Genomic DNA, 19,653 nt, shown 5'->3' on the forward strand with positions numbered 1-19,653 from the left:
TGAAGCTAGCCCTCCTCAGGCCAGAACCGCAGCGGCTTGCCCTCGGCCGGCCAGAAGCGCATCTGCTCGATGGGCGATACATCCCAGCGCTGTACCGTCTCCAGCGCCTGCAGGAAGCGCTTTTCCTGTTCCATCAACGCCGGCGCGCACAGCTTGCGGGTCTTGCCGACCTTGCCGAAGCTCAGGTGCTCACCGTCCAGCGTGTACGGTGCAAACCAATGGTTGCAGCCCGCATTGCCATAGGCCCGGCCATCGCTGGCCAGCGTCAGTGTCAGGTGGCTGTAGTCGATCAGCGGCCGTTCGCCGATCCACTCCAGCACATAGCTGCGTTCCAGTTGCAGCTTCGAGGGTTCGGCGGCGCAGCCGAGCAGGCCGGTGGCAATCAGGGCGCCGGTCAGCAGATTCTTCACTCGGCGCTCTCCTGGCAACGCGGGCACACGTGCTTGTCGCCACGGCTGGCCCAGCCCAGCTCGGCGATGCGCGCAGTAGCAGCCGGCTGGCGGGCTTTCTTGCCAAGCTTTGCGTCCACGGCGAACTCGAAGTCCAGCACGGCATCGCAGCTGTCGCATTCAGCCTGCCAGTTAAGGATTTCCAGCTCGTTGAACAGCGGGCCGCTGGCCACGGCCACCCACTGGCCACGCGGGTTGATCAGGTGGCGCACGCTCTCGACGGTCAGGCGCATGGACAAGTCCTTGCTGCCCTTGAGGGTGACCAGCAGGGTGTCGCCCTTGTGCATCGAGCCACCGTTGCCGGTCACCTGGTAGCGGCCCGGTACCAGGGCGCGGCACTCGATCAAGGTGTGTTGCGGGTTGAAAAGGGTGTAGCGGAAATCGTGCTCGACCATGGGTCCTCCAGAAATGCCGCGTATCCTAGCATCAACCTGTGACCAGATTCTGCGCATTACCCGCCGCCCAGCGGTTGATGTTGTCCAGCGTGGTCGCGGCAATGGCGTCCAGCGCTTCGCGGGTCAGGAACGCCTGGTGCGCAGTGACGATCACGTTGGGAAACGTCAGCAGCCGCGCCAGCACATCATCCTGCAACGGCAGGTCGGAACGGTCCTCGAAGAACAGCTGGGCTTCTTCTTCATACACATCCAGCCCCAGGTACCCGAGCTGGCCGCTTTTCAAGGCGTCGATCAGTGCCGGAGTGTCGACCAGCGCACCACGACCGGTGTTGATCAGCATGGCGCCGGGCTGCAACTGGGCCAGGCTTTGCGGGTTGACCAAGTGCCGGGTGTGCTCGGTGAGCGGGCAATGCAGGCTGATGATCCGCGCCTCGCGCAGCAGTTCTGGCAACTCGACGTAGCGTGCCCCCAGCGCCAGCAGCTCAGGGTTGGGGTAGGGGTCGTAAGCCAGCAACTGGCAACCGAAGCCAGCCATGATCCGGGCGAAGGCGGCGCCGATCTGGCCGGTACCGACCACGCCGACGGTCTTGCCGTGCAGGTCGAAGCCGGTCAGGCCATGCAGGGTGAAGTCACCTTCGCGGGTACGGTTGTAGGCCCGGTGCAGGCGCCGGTTGAGCGCCAGGATCAGCGCCACGGCATGTTCGGCCACGGCATGCGGTGAATACGCGGGCACGCGCACCACTGCCAGGCCCAGGGCTTGGGCGGCGGCCAGGTCCACATGGTTGTAGCCGGCCGAACGCAGGGCGATCAGGCGCGTCCCGCCAGCGGCCAGGCGTTGCAGTACCTGCGCGTCGAGCTCATCGTTGATGAACGCGCAGACCACCTCGAAACCCTGAGCCAGGGCTGCGGTGTCGAGGGTCAGGCGGGCGGGCTGGAAGTGCAGCTCCAGGGCGCTATCGCAAGTGGCCCGCGTGAAGCTTTCCTGGTCATAGTGCTGGCTGCTGAACAACAGGGCGCGCATGGTCGGGCTTCCTTTATCGTGGTTGGGGGATTGTAGCCACCCGGGCGTGCAGGGAAGTTGATCTGCACCGGCCTCATCGCCGGCAAGCCGGCTCCCAATTCGCAGCGCTGCTGAACCCTGTGGGAGCCGGCTTGCCGGCGATGAGGCCCTGAAGGTCAGGCGTTCTGGCGTGCCTGCTCCGCCAGCCGGACAATTGCGCCATCCAGCTCGTCGAGCGCCTGCTGGGCTTGCGGATGCTCCTGTTTAAGCAAGGTCTCGCTGCGCTGGCAGGCTGCACGCAACTGCGGCACGCCGCAATAGCGCGAGGCACCGTTGAGCCGATGCACCTGCTCGATCAGTGCGCCGTGATCGTCGCCCTCCCGTGCAGCACGAATGGCTTCACGGTCCGATGCCAGCGATGCCAGCAGCATGGTCAGCATGTCTGCCGCCAGATCCGGCTTGCCTGCCGCCAGGCGCAAGCCTTCCTCAGGGTCGAGCACCGGTAGATCCTGGCCCTCGGCCTGCTGTTCGTCCAGGCGCTCCAGTGGCCCGACACCCAGGCTCAGGCCGGTCCATTTCATCACCACCTGGGCCAGCTGGCGCTCGCTGATCGGTTTGGTCAGGTAGTCGTCCATGCCGCTGTGCAGCAGTGCACGTTTCTCGTTGGCCATGGCGTGAGCGGTAAGGGCGACGATCGGCAGCGGGCTGCCGCTCTGGGTGTTTTCCCACAAGCGGATCTGCTCGGTGCAGGCACGGCCATCCATGCCTGGCATCTGCACGTCCATCAGCACCAGGTCGAAGTGTTCGCTCTGCACCGCCTGCACCGCAGCATGGCCGTTGTCGAGCGCCAGCACATCGGCGCCGAGATCTTCCAGCAGGGTCTGTACCAGCAGCAGGTTGGCCGCATTGTCGTCGACGCAGAGGATTTTCGGCTGGCGCTGGCCGCGCGTTGACGGGGCCGGTTCGCCCCGCGTGCGGCGCGGTTGCAGCAGCTCCAGCAGCAGGCGGCGCAGCTTGCGCGTGCAGGTCGGTTTGGACAGCAGTTGGCCGTGGCCGTTAGGCAGGTGAGGGTGGTACAGCGCTTGCTCGGTAGTCGGGCAAAGTACCACGCAATGGCAGTGGTAGCGCTCCAGTTGCTGGTGGTACTGGCCCAGCTGTTCGGGCGTGAGATTGCCCAGGTTGGCACCCAGCACCGCGAAATCGAAGGGCATCCCAGCCTGCAAGCCAGCCTGTACACCCTGCAGCAATTGCTCATAGGACGCGAACAGGCTGACGCTCAGGCCGCAATCCTGCAACTGGTGCTCCAGGGCCTGGCGTGCCAGGTCATGCCCGTCGACGATCGCCGCGCGCCGCCCCAGCAGCGGCTGCGACGACTGCGCCTCGCTGTCGTCGTGAGCCTTGGGCAGGCTCAGGCTGATCCAGAACTGCGAACCCTCGCCCGGTGTGCTGTCGACCCCGATCTCGCCGCCCATCTGCTCGATCAGGCGCTTGGAGATCACCAGCCCCAGGCCGGTGCCGCCCGGCTGGCGGGCCAGCGAATTGTCGGCCTGGCTGAACGCCTGGAACAACGTGCGCACATCCTGAGGCGACAGGCCAATACCGGTGTCCTGCACGCTGATGCGCAGCTGCGCGCTGTCTTGCTGCTCGTCCTCGAGCATCGCCCGCACGACGATGGTGCCCTCGCGGGTGAACTTGATGGCATTGCTCACCAGGTTGGTGAGGATCTGCTTGAGCCGCAGCGGGTCGCCTACCAGCGATGACGGGGTGTCGCGGTAGATCAGGCTGAGCAGTTCCAGCTGCTTGGCGTGGGCGGCGGGCGCCAGGATGGTGAGGGTGTCCTGGACCAGGTCGCGCAGGTTGAACGGAATGCTGTCGAGCACCAGCTTGCCGGCCTCGATCTTGGAAAAGTCGAGGATCTCGTTGATGATCCCCAACAGGTTGTCGGCCGATTTTTCGATGGTGCCCAGGTAGTCCAGCTGGCGCGGGGTCAGCTCGCTTTTCTGCAGCAGGTGGGTGAAGCCGAGGATACCGTTGAGCGGGGTGCGGATCTCGTGGCTCATGTTGGCCAGGAATTCAGACTTGATGCGGCTCGCCTCCAGGGCCTCCTTGCGCGCCATGTCCAGCTCGATGTTCTGGATCTCGATGGTTTCCAGGTTCTGGCGGACATCCTCGGTGGCCTGATCGATACTGTGCTGCAGCTCTTCATGGGCACTGTGCAGGGTTTCTGCCATGCGGTTGATGCCCCGGGCCAGTTCGTCCAGCTCGTGGCTGCCCATGGCCGGCAGACGTTCTTCGAGGTGGCCGTCCTTGAGCTGGTTGACTGCATGCTTGATGCGCGCGATCGGGTCATTGATGGTGCGGCTCATGCGCATCGCCAACAGGCCGCTGAGCACCAGGCAAGCGAGTATCAGCAGCATGCTGGTGAACAGGTTGCGGTAGCCGCGCAGCAACATGCCGTCGTGCGACAGCTCGATCTCGACCCAACCCAGCAGGCGCTCGGCTTCGGCCGGGACGGCCTCGGTGGCCAGGTCGCGGTGGTGGCCGAACACCGGCATCAGGTAGCGTGTGGCATCGTTGCCGCTGCGCTCCAACAGTTGAGTGCCCGTGCCGCCGCTGGGTGGCCGGTTGATCATGGTGGGGCCGGCGTGGGCCAGGCGGGAGCGGTCCGGGGCGAGGAAGGCCACTGCACGGACGTCGGCTTGCTCAAGGGTTTGCGCGGCAATCCGCTCCAGCTGCGCAGGCGTCTGCCGGGCCATGGCGGGCGCGGCCAGGGGGGCCAGTTGTTCGGCAATCATCTTGCCGCGTTGCAGCAGTTGAGTGCGCAACTGGTCTTGCTGCAGCCACGTGAAATAGCTGCCCAGCACCAGAGCCATCAAGCTGGCAGGCAGCACGGCCAGCAGCAGTACCCGGCTTCTGATTCCCAAACGATCGAGCACACTCGCCTCCTGTGATGTGCCTGGACGCCGTTACCGGGGTAACGGACCAAAGCGGAAAGTTACTCCGCCTGCCTGCCTAATGCACCCTTTATATGGCTGTTTTCACCCAGCCGGCGGGCGTTGATCGCAGGACGGTTGCCTATGGCGTACGCATGCTCAATAATCGCGCAATTGAGAATATGTGGCAGTTGCCAATGAATCCCGTAACTATTAATGCTTCCAGCATCCTCGCCATCGAGGATGATCCGGTGTTGGGTGCCTATCTGCACGAAGAACTGCAGCGAGGCGGCTTTGAGGTGACCTGGTGCCGCAACGGCCTGGAAGGTTTGGAAACCGCTGGTCGCCAAGCCTTCGACGTGGTCCTGATGGATATCCTGCTGCCTGGGCTCAACGGCCTGGACGCCCTGGCCCAGTTGCGTCGACGCAGCGCCACGCCGGTTATCCTGATGTCGGCGTTGGGTGCTGAGGCCGACCGTATCAATGGCTTCCAGCGCGGTGCCGACGACTACCTGCCCAAGCCTTTCAGCATGGTCGAGCTGCAGGTGCGCATCGAGGCCATCCTGCGCCGCGTCGCCCTCGAGCGTCGTCACCAGCCGCCATCGGGTGTTGCCTGTGGCGAGCTGTGGTTCGACGAGACCCTTTGCGATGTCAGCTTCGGCGGCCGCCAGGCAGGCCTTACCCCTAGCGAGTATCGCCTGTTCGAAATCCTCAACCGCAACGTCGACGAGGTGCTGAGCAAGCCTTTTCTCTACCAGCAGGTGCTGCAACGGGGTTATTCGCGGCATGACCGCAGCCTGGACATGCATGTCAGCCAGATCCGCCGCAAGCTCAAGGGCATCGGCTACCAGGACCGGCAGATCCGCACCGTGTGGGGCAAGGGCTACGTGCTCAGTGCCGGCGAAGCGGAGTAGGCCATGCTGGACCGCCACTCGCTGTTCTGGAAGCTGGCCATCCTGCTGGTGGGCTTCTGCCTGCTGATGATCGGCCTGAGTTACACCTGGGGCCGCCATATGGAAACCCAGAATGCCTTTCTCGATGAGCCTGCCCGCCAGGTGCTGCGCAGCTATGCCGGGGAGGCCGAGCAGGCGTGGCGCAGCGGTGGCCGCAGCGGGCTGGACCAATGGGTTGCGGCCATGCACCAGCGTGAACGTGGCTGGATAGGCGTGCTCGACATCAATCTGCAACCGCTCGCCAGCGCCACGCTCGGCCCCGATGTCATGCACCGGCTCACGCGCCTGCGCGGTGTCGACTGGCCCATGAGCCGGCGCAGTACCGACCAGCCCTGGCTGCGCATACCGTTCCCGGGGGCGCCGGAGCATGGCATGCTGGTGATGGAGCTGCCCGAGCGTTTCAACCCTGGCCAGTACCGGGTGCTGTGGCGGGTGTTGACCAACGGTGTCATTCCAGGGTTGTTCACCTTGCTGCTGTGCGTCGGCCTGTACCGCATGCTGATCGTGCCGCTCAACCAGTTGCGCGAGCAGGCCAATGCCTGGCGTGCCGACCAGCTCTCGGCACGGCTGGATTCGCGCACCATCGCCCGGCATGACGAACTGGGCGAGCTGGCCCGTGCCTTCGACCAGATGGCCGAACGGCTGCAGGGCACGGTGGCGATGCAACAGCAGTTGCTACGGGACTTGTCCCATGAAATGCGCACACCGTTGAGCCGCTTGCGCGTGGCCTGCGACGGTGAAACCGACCTGCAGCGCCTGCGCGAGCGGCTGGGGCGCGAGGTGGATTGCATGCAGCAGTTGGTCGAGGACACCTTGCAGCTTGCCTGGCAGGATGCCGAGCGTGCGCCGATGAACCTTGAGCCGATCCAGGTGCAGGCCCTGTGGGACCTGCTGGCAGAGGATGCCAGTTACGAAAGCGGCTGGTCGCCCGAGCGTTTGCGCTGCGAGCTGCCAGTCGACTGCTGGGTGCAGGGCAATCTGAATTATCTGGCCCAGGCCCTGGAAAACATGCTGCGCAACGCCATCCGCCACTCCCCGGAAAACGGCCTGGTGTACTTGGCCGGGCAGCGTGAAGGTGGCTATTGGCACCTGTGGCTGGAAGATCAAGGCGGTGGCGTGGCTAACGAAGATCTGGAGCGAATCTTTGCCCCCTTCACCCGGCTCGATGGCTCGCGCCCCGGTGACGGCGGTTTCGGCCTGGGCCTGAGCATCGCCCGCAGTGCGATCCAGCGCCAGGGCGGAACCCTGTGGGCAGAGAACAGCAAACGCGGCTTGAAGCTCTGCATGCGCTTGCCGCTACACCTGCCCGCCCCCTCGCGGGAACCCCCGCAGCCACAGGCGCTACCTACAGCTTGAAGCTTGAAGTTTGCCGCTTATAGCTTGTAGCTATACCCACCACAGATTGCGTGATATGGCCGCGAACGGTTTGCCGGTATGATAGGCGCCCCTGCCGTCCGGATTGTGAAATACACCATGACCTTGCAGTACCCAACCATCGCCGATTGCGTCGGCAATACGCCCCTGGTTCGCCTGCAGCGCATCGCTGGAGAAACCAGCAATACCCTCCTGCTCAAGCTCGAAGGTAACAATCCGGCAGGCTCCGTGAAGGACCGCCCGGCCCTGTCGATGATCGCCCGCGCCGAACTGCGCGGTCAGATCAAGCCCGGCGACACCCTGATCGAAGCCACCTCCGGCAATACCGGTATTGCCCTGGCCATGGCGGCAGCGATCAAGGGCTACAAGATGATCCTGATCATGCCCGACAACTCCACCGCAGAGCGCAAGGCAGCGATGACCGCCTACGGTGCCGAGTTGATCCTTGTGACCAAGGAAGAGGGGATGGAAGGCGCTCGCGACCTGGCCGAGAAGCTGCAGGCCGAAGGTCGCGGCCTGGTTCTGGACCAGTTCGCCAACGGCGACAACCCGATTGCCCACTACAACAGCACCGGCCCGGAAATCTGGCAGCAGACCCAGGGCACCATCACCCATTTCGTCAGTTCCATGGGCACCACCGGCACCATCATGGGCTGCTCGCAGTACCTCAAGGAGCAGAACCCGGCGGTGCAGATCGTTGGCCTGCAACCGATGGAAGGCTCGGCCATTCCCGGCATCCGCCGCTGGCCCGAGCAGTACCTGCCGAAGATCTTCGATGCCACCCGCGTTGACCGCGTCATGGACATGTCCCAGCACGAAGCTGAGGACACCATGCGCCGCCTTGCCCGTGAAGAGGGCATTTTCTGCGGCGTGTCTTCCGGTGGTGCGGTCGCAGCCATGCTGCGCCTGTCCTGTGAAGTGGAAAACGCGGTAATGGTCGCGATCATTTGCGACCGTGGCGACCGTTACCTGTCCACCGGCCTGTTCGACCCGAGCTAAATGTCCAGAAAGAAAACCAACAGCGGCCTGCGCTTCCAGCCGGCCGGCGGTAACCGCACGCCCCAGGTCCCCGTGGGCAAAAAGCAGCGCCTGGAGATCGAGCGCCTGGCCGGTGACGGCCGTGGCATCGCTTTTTACGACGGGCGCACCTGGTTCGTCAGCGGCGCCCTGGCCGGTGAAGCGGTCGAGGCACGCGTGCTCAATGCCCGTGGCAAGGTAGTCGAGGCGCGCCTGGAGCGTGTGCTGCAGGCCAGCCCCGAGCGCCGCCAGGCGCCGTGCCGCCATTACGAGCGGTGTGGCGGCTGCAACTTGCAGCACCTGCCGCATGAGGCGCAGCTGGCGCTCAAGCAGCGTACCTTGGCCGAGCAGCTGCAACGGGTTGCCGGTGTGCAACCGCAAGAATGGGCGGCGCCATTGAGCGGGCCGGAATTCGGCTATCGGCGGCGGGCGCGCGTGGCGGTGCGCTGGGATGTCAAAGCGCGTCAGCTGGAGGTAGGGTTCCGTGCCGAGGCCAGCCAGGACATCGTCGCCATCGACGACTGCGCTGTGCTGGTACAGCCTTTGCAGTCGATTCTGCGGCATCTGCCGACCGTGCTGCGTTCGTTGGGCAAGCCCCAGGCCATCGGCCACGTCGAGCTGTTCAGCGGCACGGCCCAAGCGCTGCTGGTACGCCACGTGGCGCCGCTGCCGGCCGATGACCTGGCGCGTCTGCAGGCATTCTGCAGCGAGGCCAAGGCGCAGCTGTGGCTGCAGGGTGAAGGTGAACCGGTGCCGGTGGATGCTGGCGCGAAGCTGGGCTTCACCTTGCAACCTTGGCAGTTGGAGCTGGCCTGGCGCCCGGGTGATTTCGTTCAGGTCAACGCGCAGGTCAATACCGCAATGATCGAGCAGGCTCTGGCCTGGCTCGCTCCGCAGGCCGACGAGCGAGTGCTCGACCTGTTCTGTGGCCTGGGCAATTTCGCCCTGCCGCTGGCCCGCCAGGCGCGGGAAGTGGTGGCGGTCGAAGGTGTGCAGGCCATGGTCGATCGGGCTGCGGCCAATGCCCGAGACAACAATGTGCATAACGCACGGTTTTTTCAGGCCGATTTATCCCAGCCTTTGGCAGGCGCCGGATGGGCCGCCGAGGGCTTTTCTGCGGTACTCTTGGATCCACCGCGCGACGGAGCTTTCGAGGTGGTGCAAGGCATCGCACGCCTCAAGGCCAAGCGGCTGGTTTATGTATCATGCAACCCGGCCACGCTGGCGCGAGACGCCCAGGTGCTGGTCGGCCAAGGGTACCGGTTAAAAAGGGCCGGGATTCTCGACATGTTTCCTCAGACGGCGCATGTCGAGGCCATGGCGTTATTCGAAGCGGGCTAGCAGGCTGGCCCCTTGGTGCGGTTCCCATGGACTGGGAGCCGTACGGTGATAGCCAGCGCTCCGAGTGGTGCGCTGTATGGAAAGGTAAAACAAAGATGGTACAGGTGAGAGTGCACCAGCCGGTCAATACGGACGGCAGTATCAATCTCGAAGCATGGCTGGATCATGTGGTGAGCGTCGATTCGGCACTGGATCGCGCGGCACTCGAAGAGGCCTGCGAGTTCACCCAGGAAATCGAGAAAAAGGGCAACCCGGCCAAGCATTCCTGGGCCGATGGTACCTCCAGTTTCCAGGCCGGCCTGGAAATTGCCGAAATCCTCGCCGACCTCAAGCTCGACCAGGATTCGCTGGTGGCGGCGGTGATCTACCGCTCCGTGCGCGAGGGCAAGGTGACCCTGGCCGAGGTCGGGCAGCGTTTTGGCCCGGTAGTGTCCAAGCTGATCGACGGCGTGCTGCGCATGGCTGCCATCAGTGCCAGCCTCAGCCCGCGCCAGTCACTGGTGCTGGGCTCGCAGGCGCAGGTCGAGAACCTGCGCAAGATGCTGGTGGCGATGGTCGACGATGTGCGCGTGGCGCTGATCAAGCTCGCCGAGCGTACCTGCGCGATCCGTGCGGTGAAGTCCGCCGATGACGAGAAGCGTCTGCGTGTGGCGCGTGAGGTGTTCGACATCTATGCGCCGCTGGCCCATCGTCTGGGCATCGGCCACATCAAGTGGGAGCTGGAAGACCTGTCCTTCCGCTACCTGGAACCCGATCAGTACAAGCAGATCGCCAAGCTTTTGCACGAGCGCCGGCTGGACCGTGAGCGCTTCATCAGTGATGTGATGAACCAGTTGCAAAACGAACTGCTGGCCACCGGGGTCAACGCCGACATCAGTGGGCGGGCGAAACACATCTATTCGATCTGGCGCAAGATGCAGCGCAAAGGCCTGGAGTTCAGCCAGATCTACGACGTACGTGCGGTGCGCGTACTGGTACCGGAAGTGCGCGACTGCTATACCGCGCTGGGTATCGTCCACACCTTGTGGCGGCACATTCCCAAAGAGTTCGACGACTACATCGCCAACCCCAAGGAGAACGGCTACCGCTCGCTTCACACCGCCGTGATCGGCCCCGAGGGCAAGGTACTGGAAGTGCAGATCCGTACCCACGGCATGCACGAAGAGGCCGAACTTGGCGTCTGCGCCCACTGGCGCTACAAGGGCACCGACGTCAAGCCCAGCTCCAACCACTACGAAGAAAAGATCTCCTGGCTGCGTCAGGTGCTCGAATGGCATGAGGAACTGGGCGACATCGGTGGCCTGGCCGAGCAGTTGCGGGTCGATATCGAGCCGGACCGGGTCTATGTATTCACCCCCGACGGCCATGCCATCGACCTGCCCAAGGGCGCCACGCCGCTGGACTTCGCCTACCGCGTGCACACCGAGATCGGCCACAACTGCCGTGGCGCCAAGATCAACGGGCGCATCGTGCCGCTCAACTACAGCCTGCAGACCGGCGAGCAGGTGGAGATCATCACCAGCAAGCACGGCAACCCGAGCCGGGACTGGCTGAACTCCAACCTGGGGTACGTCACCACTTCGCGGGCCCGGGCCAAGATCGTCCACTGGTTCAAGCTGCAGGCCCGCGATCAGAACGTCGCCGCCGGCAAGACGTTGCTCGAGCGCGAGCTCAGCCGCCTGGGCCTGCCGCAGGTAGACTTCGAACGCCTGGCCGAGAAGACCAACGTCAAGACCGCCGAGGACATGTTCGCCTCGCTCGGTGCCGGTGACCTGCGCCTGGCGCATTTGGTCAACGCTGCCCAGCAGTTGCTCGAACCCGAGCGTATCGAGCAGATCGAGCTGGTACCGCGCAAGCCTACCGGCCCGCGCACTGGCAAGCGTGGCGACATTCAGATCCAGGGCGTCGGCAACCTGCTCACGCAGATGGCCGGCTGCTGCCAGCCGCTGCCGGGCGATGCCATCGTCGGCTACATCACCCAGGGCCGCGGCGTGAGCATTCACCGCCAGGACTGTGCCTCGGTGCTGCAGTTGGCAGGGCGTGAGCCGGAGCGCATGATCCAGGTCAGTTGGGGGCCGATACCGGTGCAGACCTACCCGGTCGATATCGTTATCCGTGCCTACGACCGCCCAGGTTTGCTGCGTGACGTGTCGCAGGTGCTGCTCAACGAGAAGATCAACGTGCTGGCGGTCAACACCCGCTCGAACAAGGAAGACAACACCGCGCTGATGTCGCTGACCATCGAGATCCCGGGCCTGGATGCGCTGGGGCGTCTGCTGGGCAGGATTTCGCAGTTGCCGAACATCATCGAGACGCGGCGTAATCGTACCCCTTGAAACTGCGGTGGCTTCTTTGTGGGCTCGCCCGCGACGAAGTCACCGCCGAAGGACCTGCTTACATGACCTATTCCCTCGAAGACCTGCTGCACCTCATGGCCCGGCTGCGCGACCCGCAGTACGGTTGCCCGTGGGACCTCAAGCAGAACTACGCCAGCATCGTGGCGCACACCATCGAAGAGGCCTATGAGGTTGCCGACACCATCGAGCGCGGGGATTTCGAGCACCTGCAGGGCGAACTCGGTGATCTGCTGTTCCAGGTGGTCTACTACAGCCAGCTGGCCCGGGAGGAGGGGCGTTTCGAGTTCGACGGTGTGGTCGATGCCATTACCCGCAAGCTGATCCGCCGTCACCCCCATGTATTTCCCACCGGTGAGTTGTACGCACCGCTGGACACGCCCAGCCTGAGCGAGGCCCAGGTCAAGTCACGCTGGGAAGAAATCAAGGCCCAGGAGCGCGCCGAGAAAAGCGAGCCCGAACAGCTGTCGCTGCTCGATGATGTGCCGGCTGCACTGCCTGCCCTGTCGCGGGCGGCCAAACTGCAAAAACGTGCCGCCACCGTCGGTTTCGACTGGCCAGACGCCTTGCCGGTGCTGGACAAGGTCCGCGAGGAGCTCGACGAAGTGCTGCAGGCCATGGCCGACGGTGATGCCGAGGCCCTCGAGGATGAAGTCGGCGACCTGCTGTTCGCCGCCGTCAACCTGGCCCGCCATCTCAAGCAAGACCCGGAAAACGCACTGCGTCGCGCCAACCGCAAGTTCGAACGGCGTTTTCGCTTTATCGAACAGGCATTGCGCGACAGCGGTCGCCCCATCGAATCGTGTAACCTTGACGAACTGGACGCCCTTTGGGGGGAAGCCAAACGTCAGGAAAAGAACCTGCCCAGCTGCGGCTGAGTGGCTGAATAAGTGAGTGAACATCCATGAGTCTTTCCCTTCGCGATCAATTGCTCAAGGCCGGTCTGGTCAACCAGAAGCAGGTCTCTCAGGCCAACAAGGCCCAAAAGAAACAGAAACGCCTGGAGCACAAGGGCCAGGTCGAAGTCGACGATACCCAGCAGCGCCTGGCCAAGGAAGCCATGGCCGAGAAGGCCAAGCGTGACCAGGAACTGAACCGTCAGCAGCAGGAAAAGGCCGAACAGAAGGCCCGTGCCGCGCAGATCAAGCAGTTGATCGAGGCGACTCGCCTGCCCAAGCTCACCACCGAGGACTACTACAACTTCGTCGACGACAAGAAGGTCAAACGCATTGCGGTGAACGCCCTGATGCGCAGCAAGCTGAGCAATGGCGCGCTGGCGATCGTGTCGTTTGGTGGGGGGTACGAAGTCATCCCTCGCGAGGCAGCGGTGAAGATCCAGGAGCGCGACCCCCATCGCATCCTGCTGCTCAACACCCATGTCGAGGAAGCGGATGAGGACGATCCGTACGCTGCGTACAAGATCCCTGACGACTTGATGTGGTAAGCATGAAAAACCCCGCCTAAGCGGTAACGCCTATTGGGGCTGCTTCGCAGCCCCATCGCCGGCAAGCCAGCTCCACAGGAATTTCGCAGTACTTGAGGCCTGCGCGGTACCTGTAGGAGCTGGCTTGCCGGCGATGGGCCGCAAAGCGGCCCCAAATCAAAAGACTGTGTGGGTCATTGCGTAGCGCGCTGGTTTTCCAGCACTTCAAGCTCTGCCCGGTATTGGTGGGCTTCGTGTTCGTTGTGGAACATCCCGACCAATTCACCTTGCTGGTGCACATCCCAGATCCGCACACCTGCGGCCAGGCCTTCGTGGGACATTTTCGATTCGTCGCGTTCGGTTACTTGGACTGTCATCGTTAAACTCCACTGCTCAGTTGGTTGCGACATAATGTCGCGCACTTCTTTTATAGAGTTTGTTAGCAGCCTAAGTAAATAAAATGACCATGAAACAAGTTTCATGTGGCCCAGGCAAAAAGAAGCCCCGCACAGGGCGGGGCTACGGATCTTGCGGGCTGCGGCTTAGTTGCCTTTGACCGACTTGCCGTCGACCGTACCATCCTGCAGCACGATCACATACTCCTTGCCATCGGTCTCGACCTGGCGCAGTTGTACCAGCAGGTAGTCCCAGTCCTTGGCGAACCACAGCTCGGTGATGCGCTTGCTCTGGCTCGGGTCGCGCACGCGCTCGACCTTGACCGCCTCGACCTGGCCAGTCTTGGTGGTGACCTTTTCGGTACCCAGCACGCGGAAATCGTAGGTGTCGATCTCGTCACCATCGACCACCTGGTAGGTCATGCTTTTCTTGCCGGCGGCCACATCGTGCTGCAGCGCCAGCTGATAGGAGGACTTGTCCAGCACGCCGCGGTTGAGCGGCAGGCTGACGGCATCGCCCCGATCGCTGCCGGTGACTTTCTTGCCGTTCCAGTCGAAGGTGAGGTCGACTTTCTTGGCTTTGCCCAGGCCGCCACGCTCGAAGTGATACTTCTGCGGCAGCAGGGTGTCGTTGTCCATGCGCAGGGTGCTTTGCTCGGTCAGGCTGGCGATCATCATGGAAGCCTTGAAATTAAGGTCCCAGGTACCGTTGGCATTTTTGACCAGGCTGCGCTCGGCAGTGCCGCTCATGGGGAGTTGCTTCCAGTCGGCGGTGTAGCTGGCCGAGAAGGGTTTCAAGTCGGCTGCCTGGAGGGGCAGGGCGAGCACGGCGAGAGCCAAGAGCAGGGCGCGACGCATAAATTCTCCTAGGGTCGGATCAAATGGCCACTGGCCGGCAGTGGCTGGCCGTCCAGTAATGCACCCTGTTCGCCCAGGCGCAAGCGCCCCTCGGCAAACCAGTGCACTGCCAGCGGGTAGATCTGGTGTTCCTGTTGGTGTACCCGCTGGGCCAGGCTTTCGGCGCTATCGCCTGACACTACCGGTACCACAGCCTGTACGACCAGAGGGCCGCCATCGAGTTCCTCGGTGACGAAGTGTACGCTGCAGCCGTGCTCGGCGTCGTCTGCCTCCAGGGCCCGTCGGTGAGTATGCAGGCCCTTGTATTTGGGCAGCAGCGACGGGTGGATGTTGAGCAGGCGGCCCTGGTAGTGGCGCACGAAGCCGCCACTGAGGATACGCATGAAGCCGGCCAGCACCACCAGGTCGGGCGCGAAGCCGTCGATGCGCGCCATCAGCGCCGCATCGAAGGCTTCACGGCCGTCGAAGCCGGTGTGGTCCAGTACGGCGGTGGCGATACCCGCCGCCGCCGCGCGTTGCAGGCCGTAGGCGTCAGCGCGGTTGGAAATCACCGCAGCGATGCGTACCGGGCTGTGTTCACCACGGCTGCTGTCGATCAAGGCTTGCAGGTTGCTGCCCGAACCCGACAGCAGTACCACAACATTACAGGGCTTGCTCGGCATCAGTGTGCCTTGAGGTTCTGCAGCTCGACCTGGGCAGCGCCTTCAGCGGCTTGTTCGATGCGGCCGATGACCCAAGGTTGCTCGCCTTCTGCGCGCAGAACATTCAGTGCTGCGTCGACCTGGTCCTGCGCCACGCAGATGACCATGCCCACGCCGCAGTTCAGTACGCGGTGCATCTCGTGCTCATCGACGTTGCCTTTTTCCTGCAGGAAGTCGAATACCGCAGGGCGCTGCCAGCTGGCCACGTCAACCACGGCCTGGGCGTTTTTCGGCAGAACGCGCGGGATGTTGTCCAGCAGGCCGCCACCGGTGATGTGGGCCATGGCCTTGACGGCGCCGGTCTGCTTGATCAGTTGCAGCAGTGGCTTGACGTAGATGCGGGTCGGCGCCATCAGCAGGTCGGTCAGCGGCTTGCCGTCGAGCTGGGTGTTCTCGATGTCGGTTGCCGACACTTCGAGGATCTTGCGGATCAGCGAGTAGCCGTTGGAGTGCGGGCCCGAAGACGGCAGGGCGATCAGCGCGTCGCCGGTAGCGACCTTGGAGCCGTCGATGATCTCGGCCTTTTCCACCACGCCGACGCAGAAGCCGGCCAGGTCGTAGTCTTCGCCTTCGTACATGCCCGGCATTTCGGCGGTTTCGCCGCCAACCAGGGAGCAGCCGGCCAGTTCACAGCCGGCGCCGATGCCGGTGACCACGGTCGCAGCGACGTCGACGTTGAGCTTGCCGGTGGCGTAATAGTCGAGGAAGAACAGCGGCTCGGCGCCGCAGACCACCAGGTCGTTGACGCACATGGCGACCAGGTCCTGGCCGATGCTGTCGTGCTTGTTCAGGTTCAGCGCCAGGCGCAGCTTGGTGCCGACGCCGTCGGTGCCGGAGACCAGCACCGGCTGCTTGTAGCCGGCCGGGATCTCGCAGAGGGCGCCGAAGCCACCCAGGCCACCCATGACTTCAGGGCGTGCGGTGCGTTTTGCCACGCCCTTGATGCGTTCGACCAGTGCTTCGCCGGCGTCGATGTCTACACCGGCGTCCTTGTAGCTCAGGGAGGGTTGCTTGCTCATTGATCCAGGCCTTTAAGAGGGAGGGATTCGTAAAAACGACCGTGACGGCCAAGGCCGGCTGGGGAGCGGCGGCTGCCTGAAACGTCAGAGGTCTGTGAAGGCGCGCGATTTTATCAGGGTTGCCGTGCAGCGGCCATCCTCAGGCCGACGGGCAGGGCAGTAAATTGCTGAAAAAGGCTCGCGGGTGGTTGATGCAGTTCCTTCTGTATAAGCTGCAAGCAGTGAGCCCCAAGCCGCAAGCGAAAGCGTTGGGGTTCTGACTGCTTTTTCTTACAGCTTGAAGCTTGCAGCTTGAAGCTCGACTGGACAGGAATCCTCAATGCGTCTTCTCAATTATCTGTCAGCCGGCTGCCTTGCCTTGGTCAGTATTGCCGCCCAGGCCGAAAACGTTGCCGGGCTCTATCAGGTGCGCGAACCGCTCGAAGGGCAGGGCGCTGAAGCCCGCGCCGCAGCCACCACCAAGGCACTCGATACATTGGTGCTGCGCCTGACCGGCGACCCCAAGGCGCCGCAAAAACCGGCGCTGGCCGAACTGCGCAAGGACCCGCAACAGATCATCAACCAGGTCGGTACCGAGGCCGGCCCGCCTGAGTCGGTGATGGTCGAGTTCGACCCGGGCAGCACCGAGCGGGCCTTGCGCAAGGCCGGGCTGGCGCTGTGGGGCAGCAACCGGCCGTCGATCCTCGGCTGGTGGCTCAACGACAGTGTCGAGGGCAGCAGCCTGGTTGGCGATGGCCAGACCAGCGCCCAGTCGCTGCGCCGTGCCGCCCAGCACCGCGGCCTGCCATTGCGCCTGCCGCTGGCCGACCTGCAGGAACAACTGGTGGCCAACGCCAAGCAGCTCGAAGGCAACGACCCGGCGCCACTGCGCGAAGCTTCCGAGCGTTATGGCGCCGACGCCCTGTTGGCAGTGCACGCGCTTGAAACCGATGGCAAGTGGCAGGGCAAATGGCAGTTGTGGCTGGGCGACAAGCGCGAGGAAGGTAGTGCCGAAGGCGCTGACCAGGCCGCATTGGCCGATGCCGTGATGCTCGCCGTCAGCAACCGCCTGGCGCCACGTTACGTGACCCGGCCAGGTGCCAGCAGCCAGTTGCAAGTGCAGGTGCAAGGCGCGAACCTGCAGCGTTACGCTGAGCTGAACCGCGTTCTCGAACCTTACGGCCCGCGCCTGCAAATGGCCGACGGCAAGACGTTGACCTACGGCGTCACTGCCAACGCTGAGCAGTTGCGCGCGCAGCTGGGCCTGGCCAAGTTGCAGGAAGTCCCGGCTGAGCAGGCGCCTCCCGTCCCGTCCCCGGCAACGCCTGCACCCGCAACCGAGGCTGCGGCAGGGCAACCTGCAACGGCTGCCGTAGCCCCCAAACCGTTCGACGGCCTGCGTTTTCGCTGGTAAGGAAGAGCGACCATGACTGATATGCGCCGTTGGATCTGGCTGGGTGCCGCCCTGCTGATTGCCCTGCTTCTTTATGGCCTGCACAACATCCTCTCACCCTTTTTGGTGGGTATCCTGCTGGCTTATCTGGCCGACCCGCTGGTCGATCGCCTGGAGCGCATGGGGCTGTCGCGGACCTGGGGCGTGGTGGTGGTATTCAGCCTGTTTACCTTGATCCTGCTGGTTCTGCTGCTCATCCTGATCCCGATGCTGGCCAAACAGCTGGTGCGCCTGTACGAACTGACGCCGCAGATGCTCGACTGGTTGCAACATGTGGCGCTGCCCTGGGTACAGAGCCGCCTGGGCCTGGCCGACGGGTTCTGGAAGTTCGACAAGATCAAGGCCGCCGTCAGTGAACACATGGGCCAGACCACCGACATCGTCGGCATGCTGCTGTCCCAGGCCACTGCGTCGAGCCTGGCGCTGCTGGCCTGGCTGGCCAACTTCGTGCTGATCCCGGTGGTGGGCTTCTATCTGTTGCGCGACTGGGACCTGATGATGGCCAAGTTGCGCAGCCTGCTGCCGCGCCAGCGCGAGGCGCAGGTGGTCGGGCTGGCCGCAGAATGCCATGAGGTGCTGGGGGCGTTCGTGCGTGGCCAGTTGATGGTCATGCTGGCGCTCGGCGTGATCTATTCCGCCGGGCTGATGCTGGTGGGGCTGGAGCTGGGGCTGCTGATCGGCATGCTGGCCGGCCTGGCGGCCATCGTGCCCTACATGGGCTTCATCATTGGCATCGGTGCGGCGCTGGTGGCCGGGCTGTTCCAGTTTGGCGGCGATCTGTACCCGATGCTGGGTATCGTTGCAGTGTTCATGGTCGGCCAGGCGCTGGAAGGCATGGTGCTGACACCGTTGCTGGTGGGTGACCGTATCGGCCTGCATCCGGTGGCGGTGATCTTCGCCATCCTGGCCGGGGGCGAACTGTTCGGCTTTACCGGCGTGCTGCTGGCCTTGCCGGTGGCGGCAGTGGTCATGGTGCTGCTGCGCCATGTGCATGACCTGTACAAGGAATCGGACATGTACGCGGGGGAGGTCGACCCTGATCTATAAGCCAGACTGCCTTGCAACTCGTTGATTTTGCTTGTGCTACGTGCCTTCGCGATTGTGCCCCCCGCATTGCGGGTATAGACTTTGCACACCGATCACCCTAGGCCCCCTGTGGTCCCCCGACCGCCCGCGAGCATGAAACCACCGATCCAGTTGCCCCTGGGTGTGCGCCTGCGCGATGACGCCACCTTCATCAACTACTATCCGGGCGCCAATGCAGCGGCATTGGGCTACGTCGAGCGGCTGTGCGAAGCCGACGCCGGCTGGACCGAGAGCCTCATCTACCTGTGGGGCAAGCAGGGTGTCGGCCGTAGCCATCTGTTGCAGGCTGCCACACACCGCTTCCAGCAGCGTGGCGAAGCCGCTGTGTACCTGCCGCTGGCGCAGTTGCTCGACCGGGGCATCGGGTTGCTCGATTACCTGGCGCAGTACGAGCTGGTGTGCATCGACGACTTGCATGTGATTGCCGGCAAGGCGGAGTGGGAAGAGGCGATGTTCCATCTGTTCAACCGCCTGCGCGACAGCGGCCGGCGCCTGCTGCTGGCGGCCTCGGCCTCGCCGCGCGAACTGCCGATCAAGCTGCCCGACCTCAAGTCCCGCCTGACCCTTGCGCTGGTATTCCAGATGCGCGGCCTGTCTGATGAAGACAAGCTGCGCGCCCTGCAATTGCGCGCCTCGCGCCGTGGCCTGCACCTGACCGACGAAGTCGGCCATTTCATCCTTACCCGTGGTACGCGCAGCATGAGTGCGCTGTTCGACCTGCTCGAGCGGCTCGATCAGGCTTCTTTGCAGGCGCAGCGCAAGCTGACCATCCCGTTCCTGAAAGAAACGCTCGGCTGGTAAGCCCTTAAATACGGGGCTTTGAGCGGCAAAACGAAAAAGTCACATCTTTTTCGATAAAATTTGCAAATGGTCCTGATAGAAGGCATAGTTTCCCCCTTCTAAAGGACTACAGACACGGTCGT

Annotated in this window: 18 protein-coding genes; 10 read left to right on the forward strand and 8 right to left on the reverse strand. The window is 63.7% G+C overall.

Translation table 11 applies throughout. The annotated features are described in order from the left end of the window. Nucleotides 1-5: 5 nt before the first annotated feature. From ACMGF5_RS14905 to ACMGF5_RS14920, 4 genes are all read right to left on the reverse strand, one after another. On the reverse strand, nt 6-410 hold the full coding sequence (locus ACMGF5_RS14905) for an META domain-containing protein (RefSeq protein WP_046787457.1): 405 nt from the start codon (nt 408-410) through the stop codon (nt 6-8). After that, on the reverse strand, nt 407-844 hold the full coding sequence (locus tag ACMGF5_RS14910) for a hypothetical protein (protein WP_039602107.1): 438 nt from the start codon (nt 842-844) through the stop codon (nt 407-409). Before ACMGF5_RS14910 ends, ACMGF5_RS14905 begins: the two co-directional genes overlap by 4 nt. A gap of 31 nt (nt 845-875) precedes the next feature. Beyond that, entirely contained in the window at nt 876-1,865 is a 990-nt protein-coding gene (locus tag ACMGF5_RS14915; protein ID WP_204919968.1) for a 2-hydroxyacid dehydrogenase, read from the reverse strand. 155 nt (nt 1,866-2,020) lie between these two features. Continuing rightward, entirely contained in the window at nt 2,021-4,780 is a 2,760-nt protein-coding gene (locus ACMGF5_RS14920; protein WP_414156915.1) for a response regulator, read from the reverse strand. Nucleotides 4,781-4,974: 194 nt separating this feature from the next. Here ACMGF5_RS14920 and ACMGF5_RS14925 point away from each other — a divergent pair, with 194 nt between their 5' ends. The 7 genes from ACMGF5_RS14925 (at nt 4,975) to ACMGF5_RS14955 (ending at nt 13,260) form a co-directional block, all read left to right on the forward strand. Continuing rightward, entirely contained in the window at nt 4,975-5,691 is a 717-nt protein-coding gene (locus tag ACMGF5_RS14925; protein WP_115275445.1) for a response regulator transcription factor, read from the forward strand. A 3-nt stretch (nt 5,692-5,694) separates the two neighbouring features. Further along, entirely contained in the window at nt 5,695-7,086 is a 1,392-nt protein-coding gene (locus tag ACMGF5_RS14930; protein ID WP_204919970.1) for a sensor histidine kinase, read from the forward strand. Between the two features lie 117 nt (nt 7,087-7,203). Next, nucleotides 7,204-8,103, forward strand: coding sequence for a cysteine synthase CysM (gene cysM, locus ACMGF5_RS14935; RefSeq protein WP_115272981.1), 900 nt, complete (start codon nt 7,204-7,206; stop codon nt 8,101-8,103). Continuing rightward, nucleotides 8,104-9,462 carry a 23S rRNA (uracil(1939)-C(5))-methyltransferase RlmD gene (rlmD, locus tag ACMGF5_RS14940; RefSeq protein WP_414156916.1) on the forward strand — a complete coding sequence of 453 codons (1,359 nt, stop codon included), beginning with the start codon at nt 8,104-8,106 and terminating at the stop codon, nt 9,460-9,462. A 95-nt stretch (nt 9,463-9,557) separates the two neighbouring features. Next, a complete protein-coding gene (gene relA, locus ACMGF5_RS14945) occupies nt 9,558-11,798 on the forward strand; it encodes a GTP diphosphokinase (protein ID WP_046787452.1) in 2,241 nt (746 codons plus the stop codon). A 62-nt stretch (nt 11,799-11,860) separates the two neighbouring features. After that, the gene (gene mazG / locus ACMGF5_RS14950) at nt 11,861-12,694 is read left to right on the forward strand and encodes a nucleoside triphosphate pyrophosphohydrolase (RefSeq protein WP_012313133.1); all 834 of its coding nucleotides are present in this window, start codon (nt 11,861-11,863) and stop codon (nt 12,692-12,694) included. Between the two features lie 26 nt (nt 12,695-12,720). After that, nucleotides 12,721-13,260 (forward strand): DUF2058 domain-containing protein, encoded by a 540-nt coding sequence (locus tag ACMGF5_RS14955; protein ID WP_012313134.1) that lies wholly within the window; start codon nt 12,721-12,723, stop codon nt 13,258-13,260. Between the two features lie 173 nt (nt 13,261-13,433). Here the strand turns inward: ACMGF5_RS14955 and ACMGF5_RS14960 are convergent, their stop codons facing one another. From ACMGF5_RS14960 to purM, 4 genes are all read right to left on the reverse strand, one after another. Next, entirely contained in the window at nt 13,434-13,616 is a 183-nt protein-coding gene (locus tag ACMGF5_RS14960) for a hypothetical protein (RefSeq protein WP_119688400.1), read from the reverse strand. A 165-nt stretch (nt 13,617-13,781) separates the two neighbouring features. Continuing rightward, nucleotides 13,782-14,492: a DUF3108 domain-containing protein gene (locus ACMGF5_RS14965; protein ID WP_012313136.1), complete on the reverse strand. Its 711-nt coding sequence runs from the start codon at nt 14,490-14,492 to the stop codon at nt 13,782-13,784. An 8-nt stretch (nt 14,493-14,500) separates the two neighbouring features. Further along, complete coding sequence (gene purN / locus ACMGF5_RS14970; RefSeq protein ID WP_414156917.1) at nt 14,501-15,154, reverse strand: phosphoribosylglycinamide formyltransferase; 654 nt, start codon at nt 15,152-15,154, stop codon at nt 14,501-14,503. Further along, complete coding sequence (gene purM / locus ACMGF5_RS14975) at nt 15,154-16,212, reverse strand: phosphoribosylformylglycinamidine cyclo-ligase (RefSeq protein WP_125924965.1); 1,059 nt, start codon at nt 16,210-16,212, stop codon at nt 15,154-15,156. Before purM ends, purN begins: the two co-directional genes overlap by 1 nt. A gap of 319 nt (nt 16,213-16,531) precedes the next feature. On the opposite strand from purM, the gene ACMGF5_RS14980 reads away from it, so the two are divergent. From ACMGF5_RS14980 to hda, 3 genes are all read left to right on the forward strand, one after another. Next, nucleotides 16,532-17,605: a DUF2066 domain-containing protein gene (locus ACMGF5_RS14980; RefSeq protein ID WP_414156918.1), complete on the forward strand. Its 1,074-nt coding sequence runs from the start codon at nt 16,532-16,534 to the stop codon at nt 17,603-17,605. Nucleotides 17,606-17,617: 12 nt separating this feature from the next. Next, nucleotides 17,618-18,691, forward strand: a complete 1,074-nt coding sequence (locus ACMGF5_RS14985; RefSeq protein WP_046787448.1) for an AI-2E family transporter — start codon at nt 17,618-17,620, stop codon at nt 18,689-18,691. A 132-nt stretch (nt 18,692-18,823) separates the two neighbouring features. Then, on the forward strand, nt 18,824-19,531 hold the full coding sequence (gene hda, locus ACMGF5_RS14990; protein WP_039601502.1) for a DnaA regulatory inactivator Hda: 708 nt from the start codon (nt 18,824-18,826) through the stop codon (nt 19,529-19,531). The last annotated feature ends 122 nt before the right edge of the window (nt 19,532-19,653 follow it).

Origin of the sequence: Pseudomonas sp. BNK-15 (assembly GCF_047456105.1) — a bacterium.
Lineage (GTDB): Bacteria > Pseudomonadota > Gammaproteobacteria > Pseudomonadales > Pseudomonadaceae > Aquipseudomonas > Aquipseudomonas putida_E.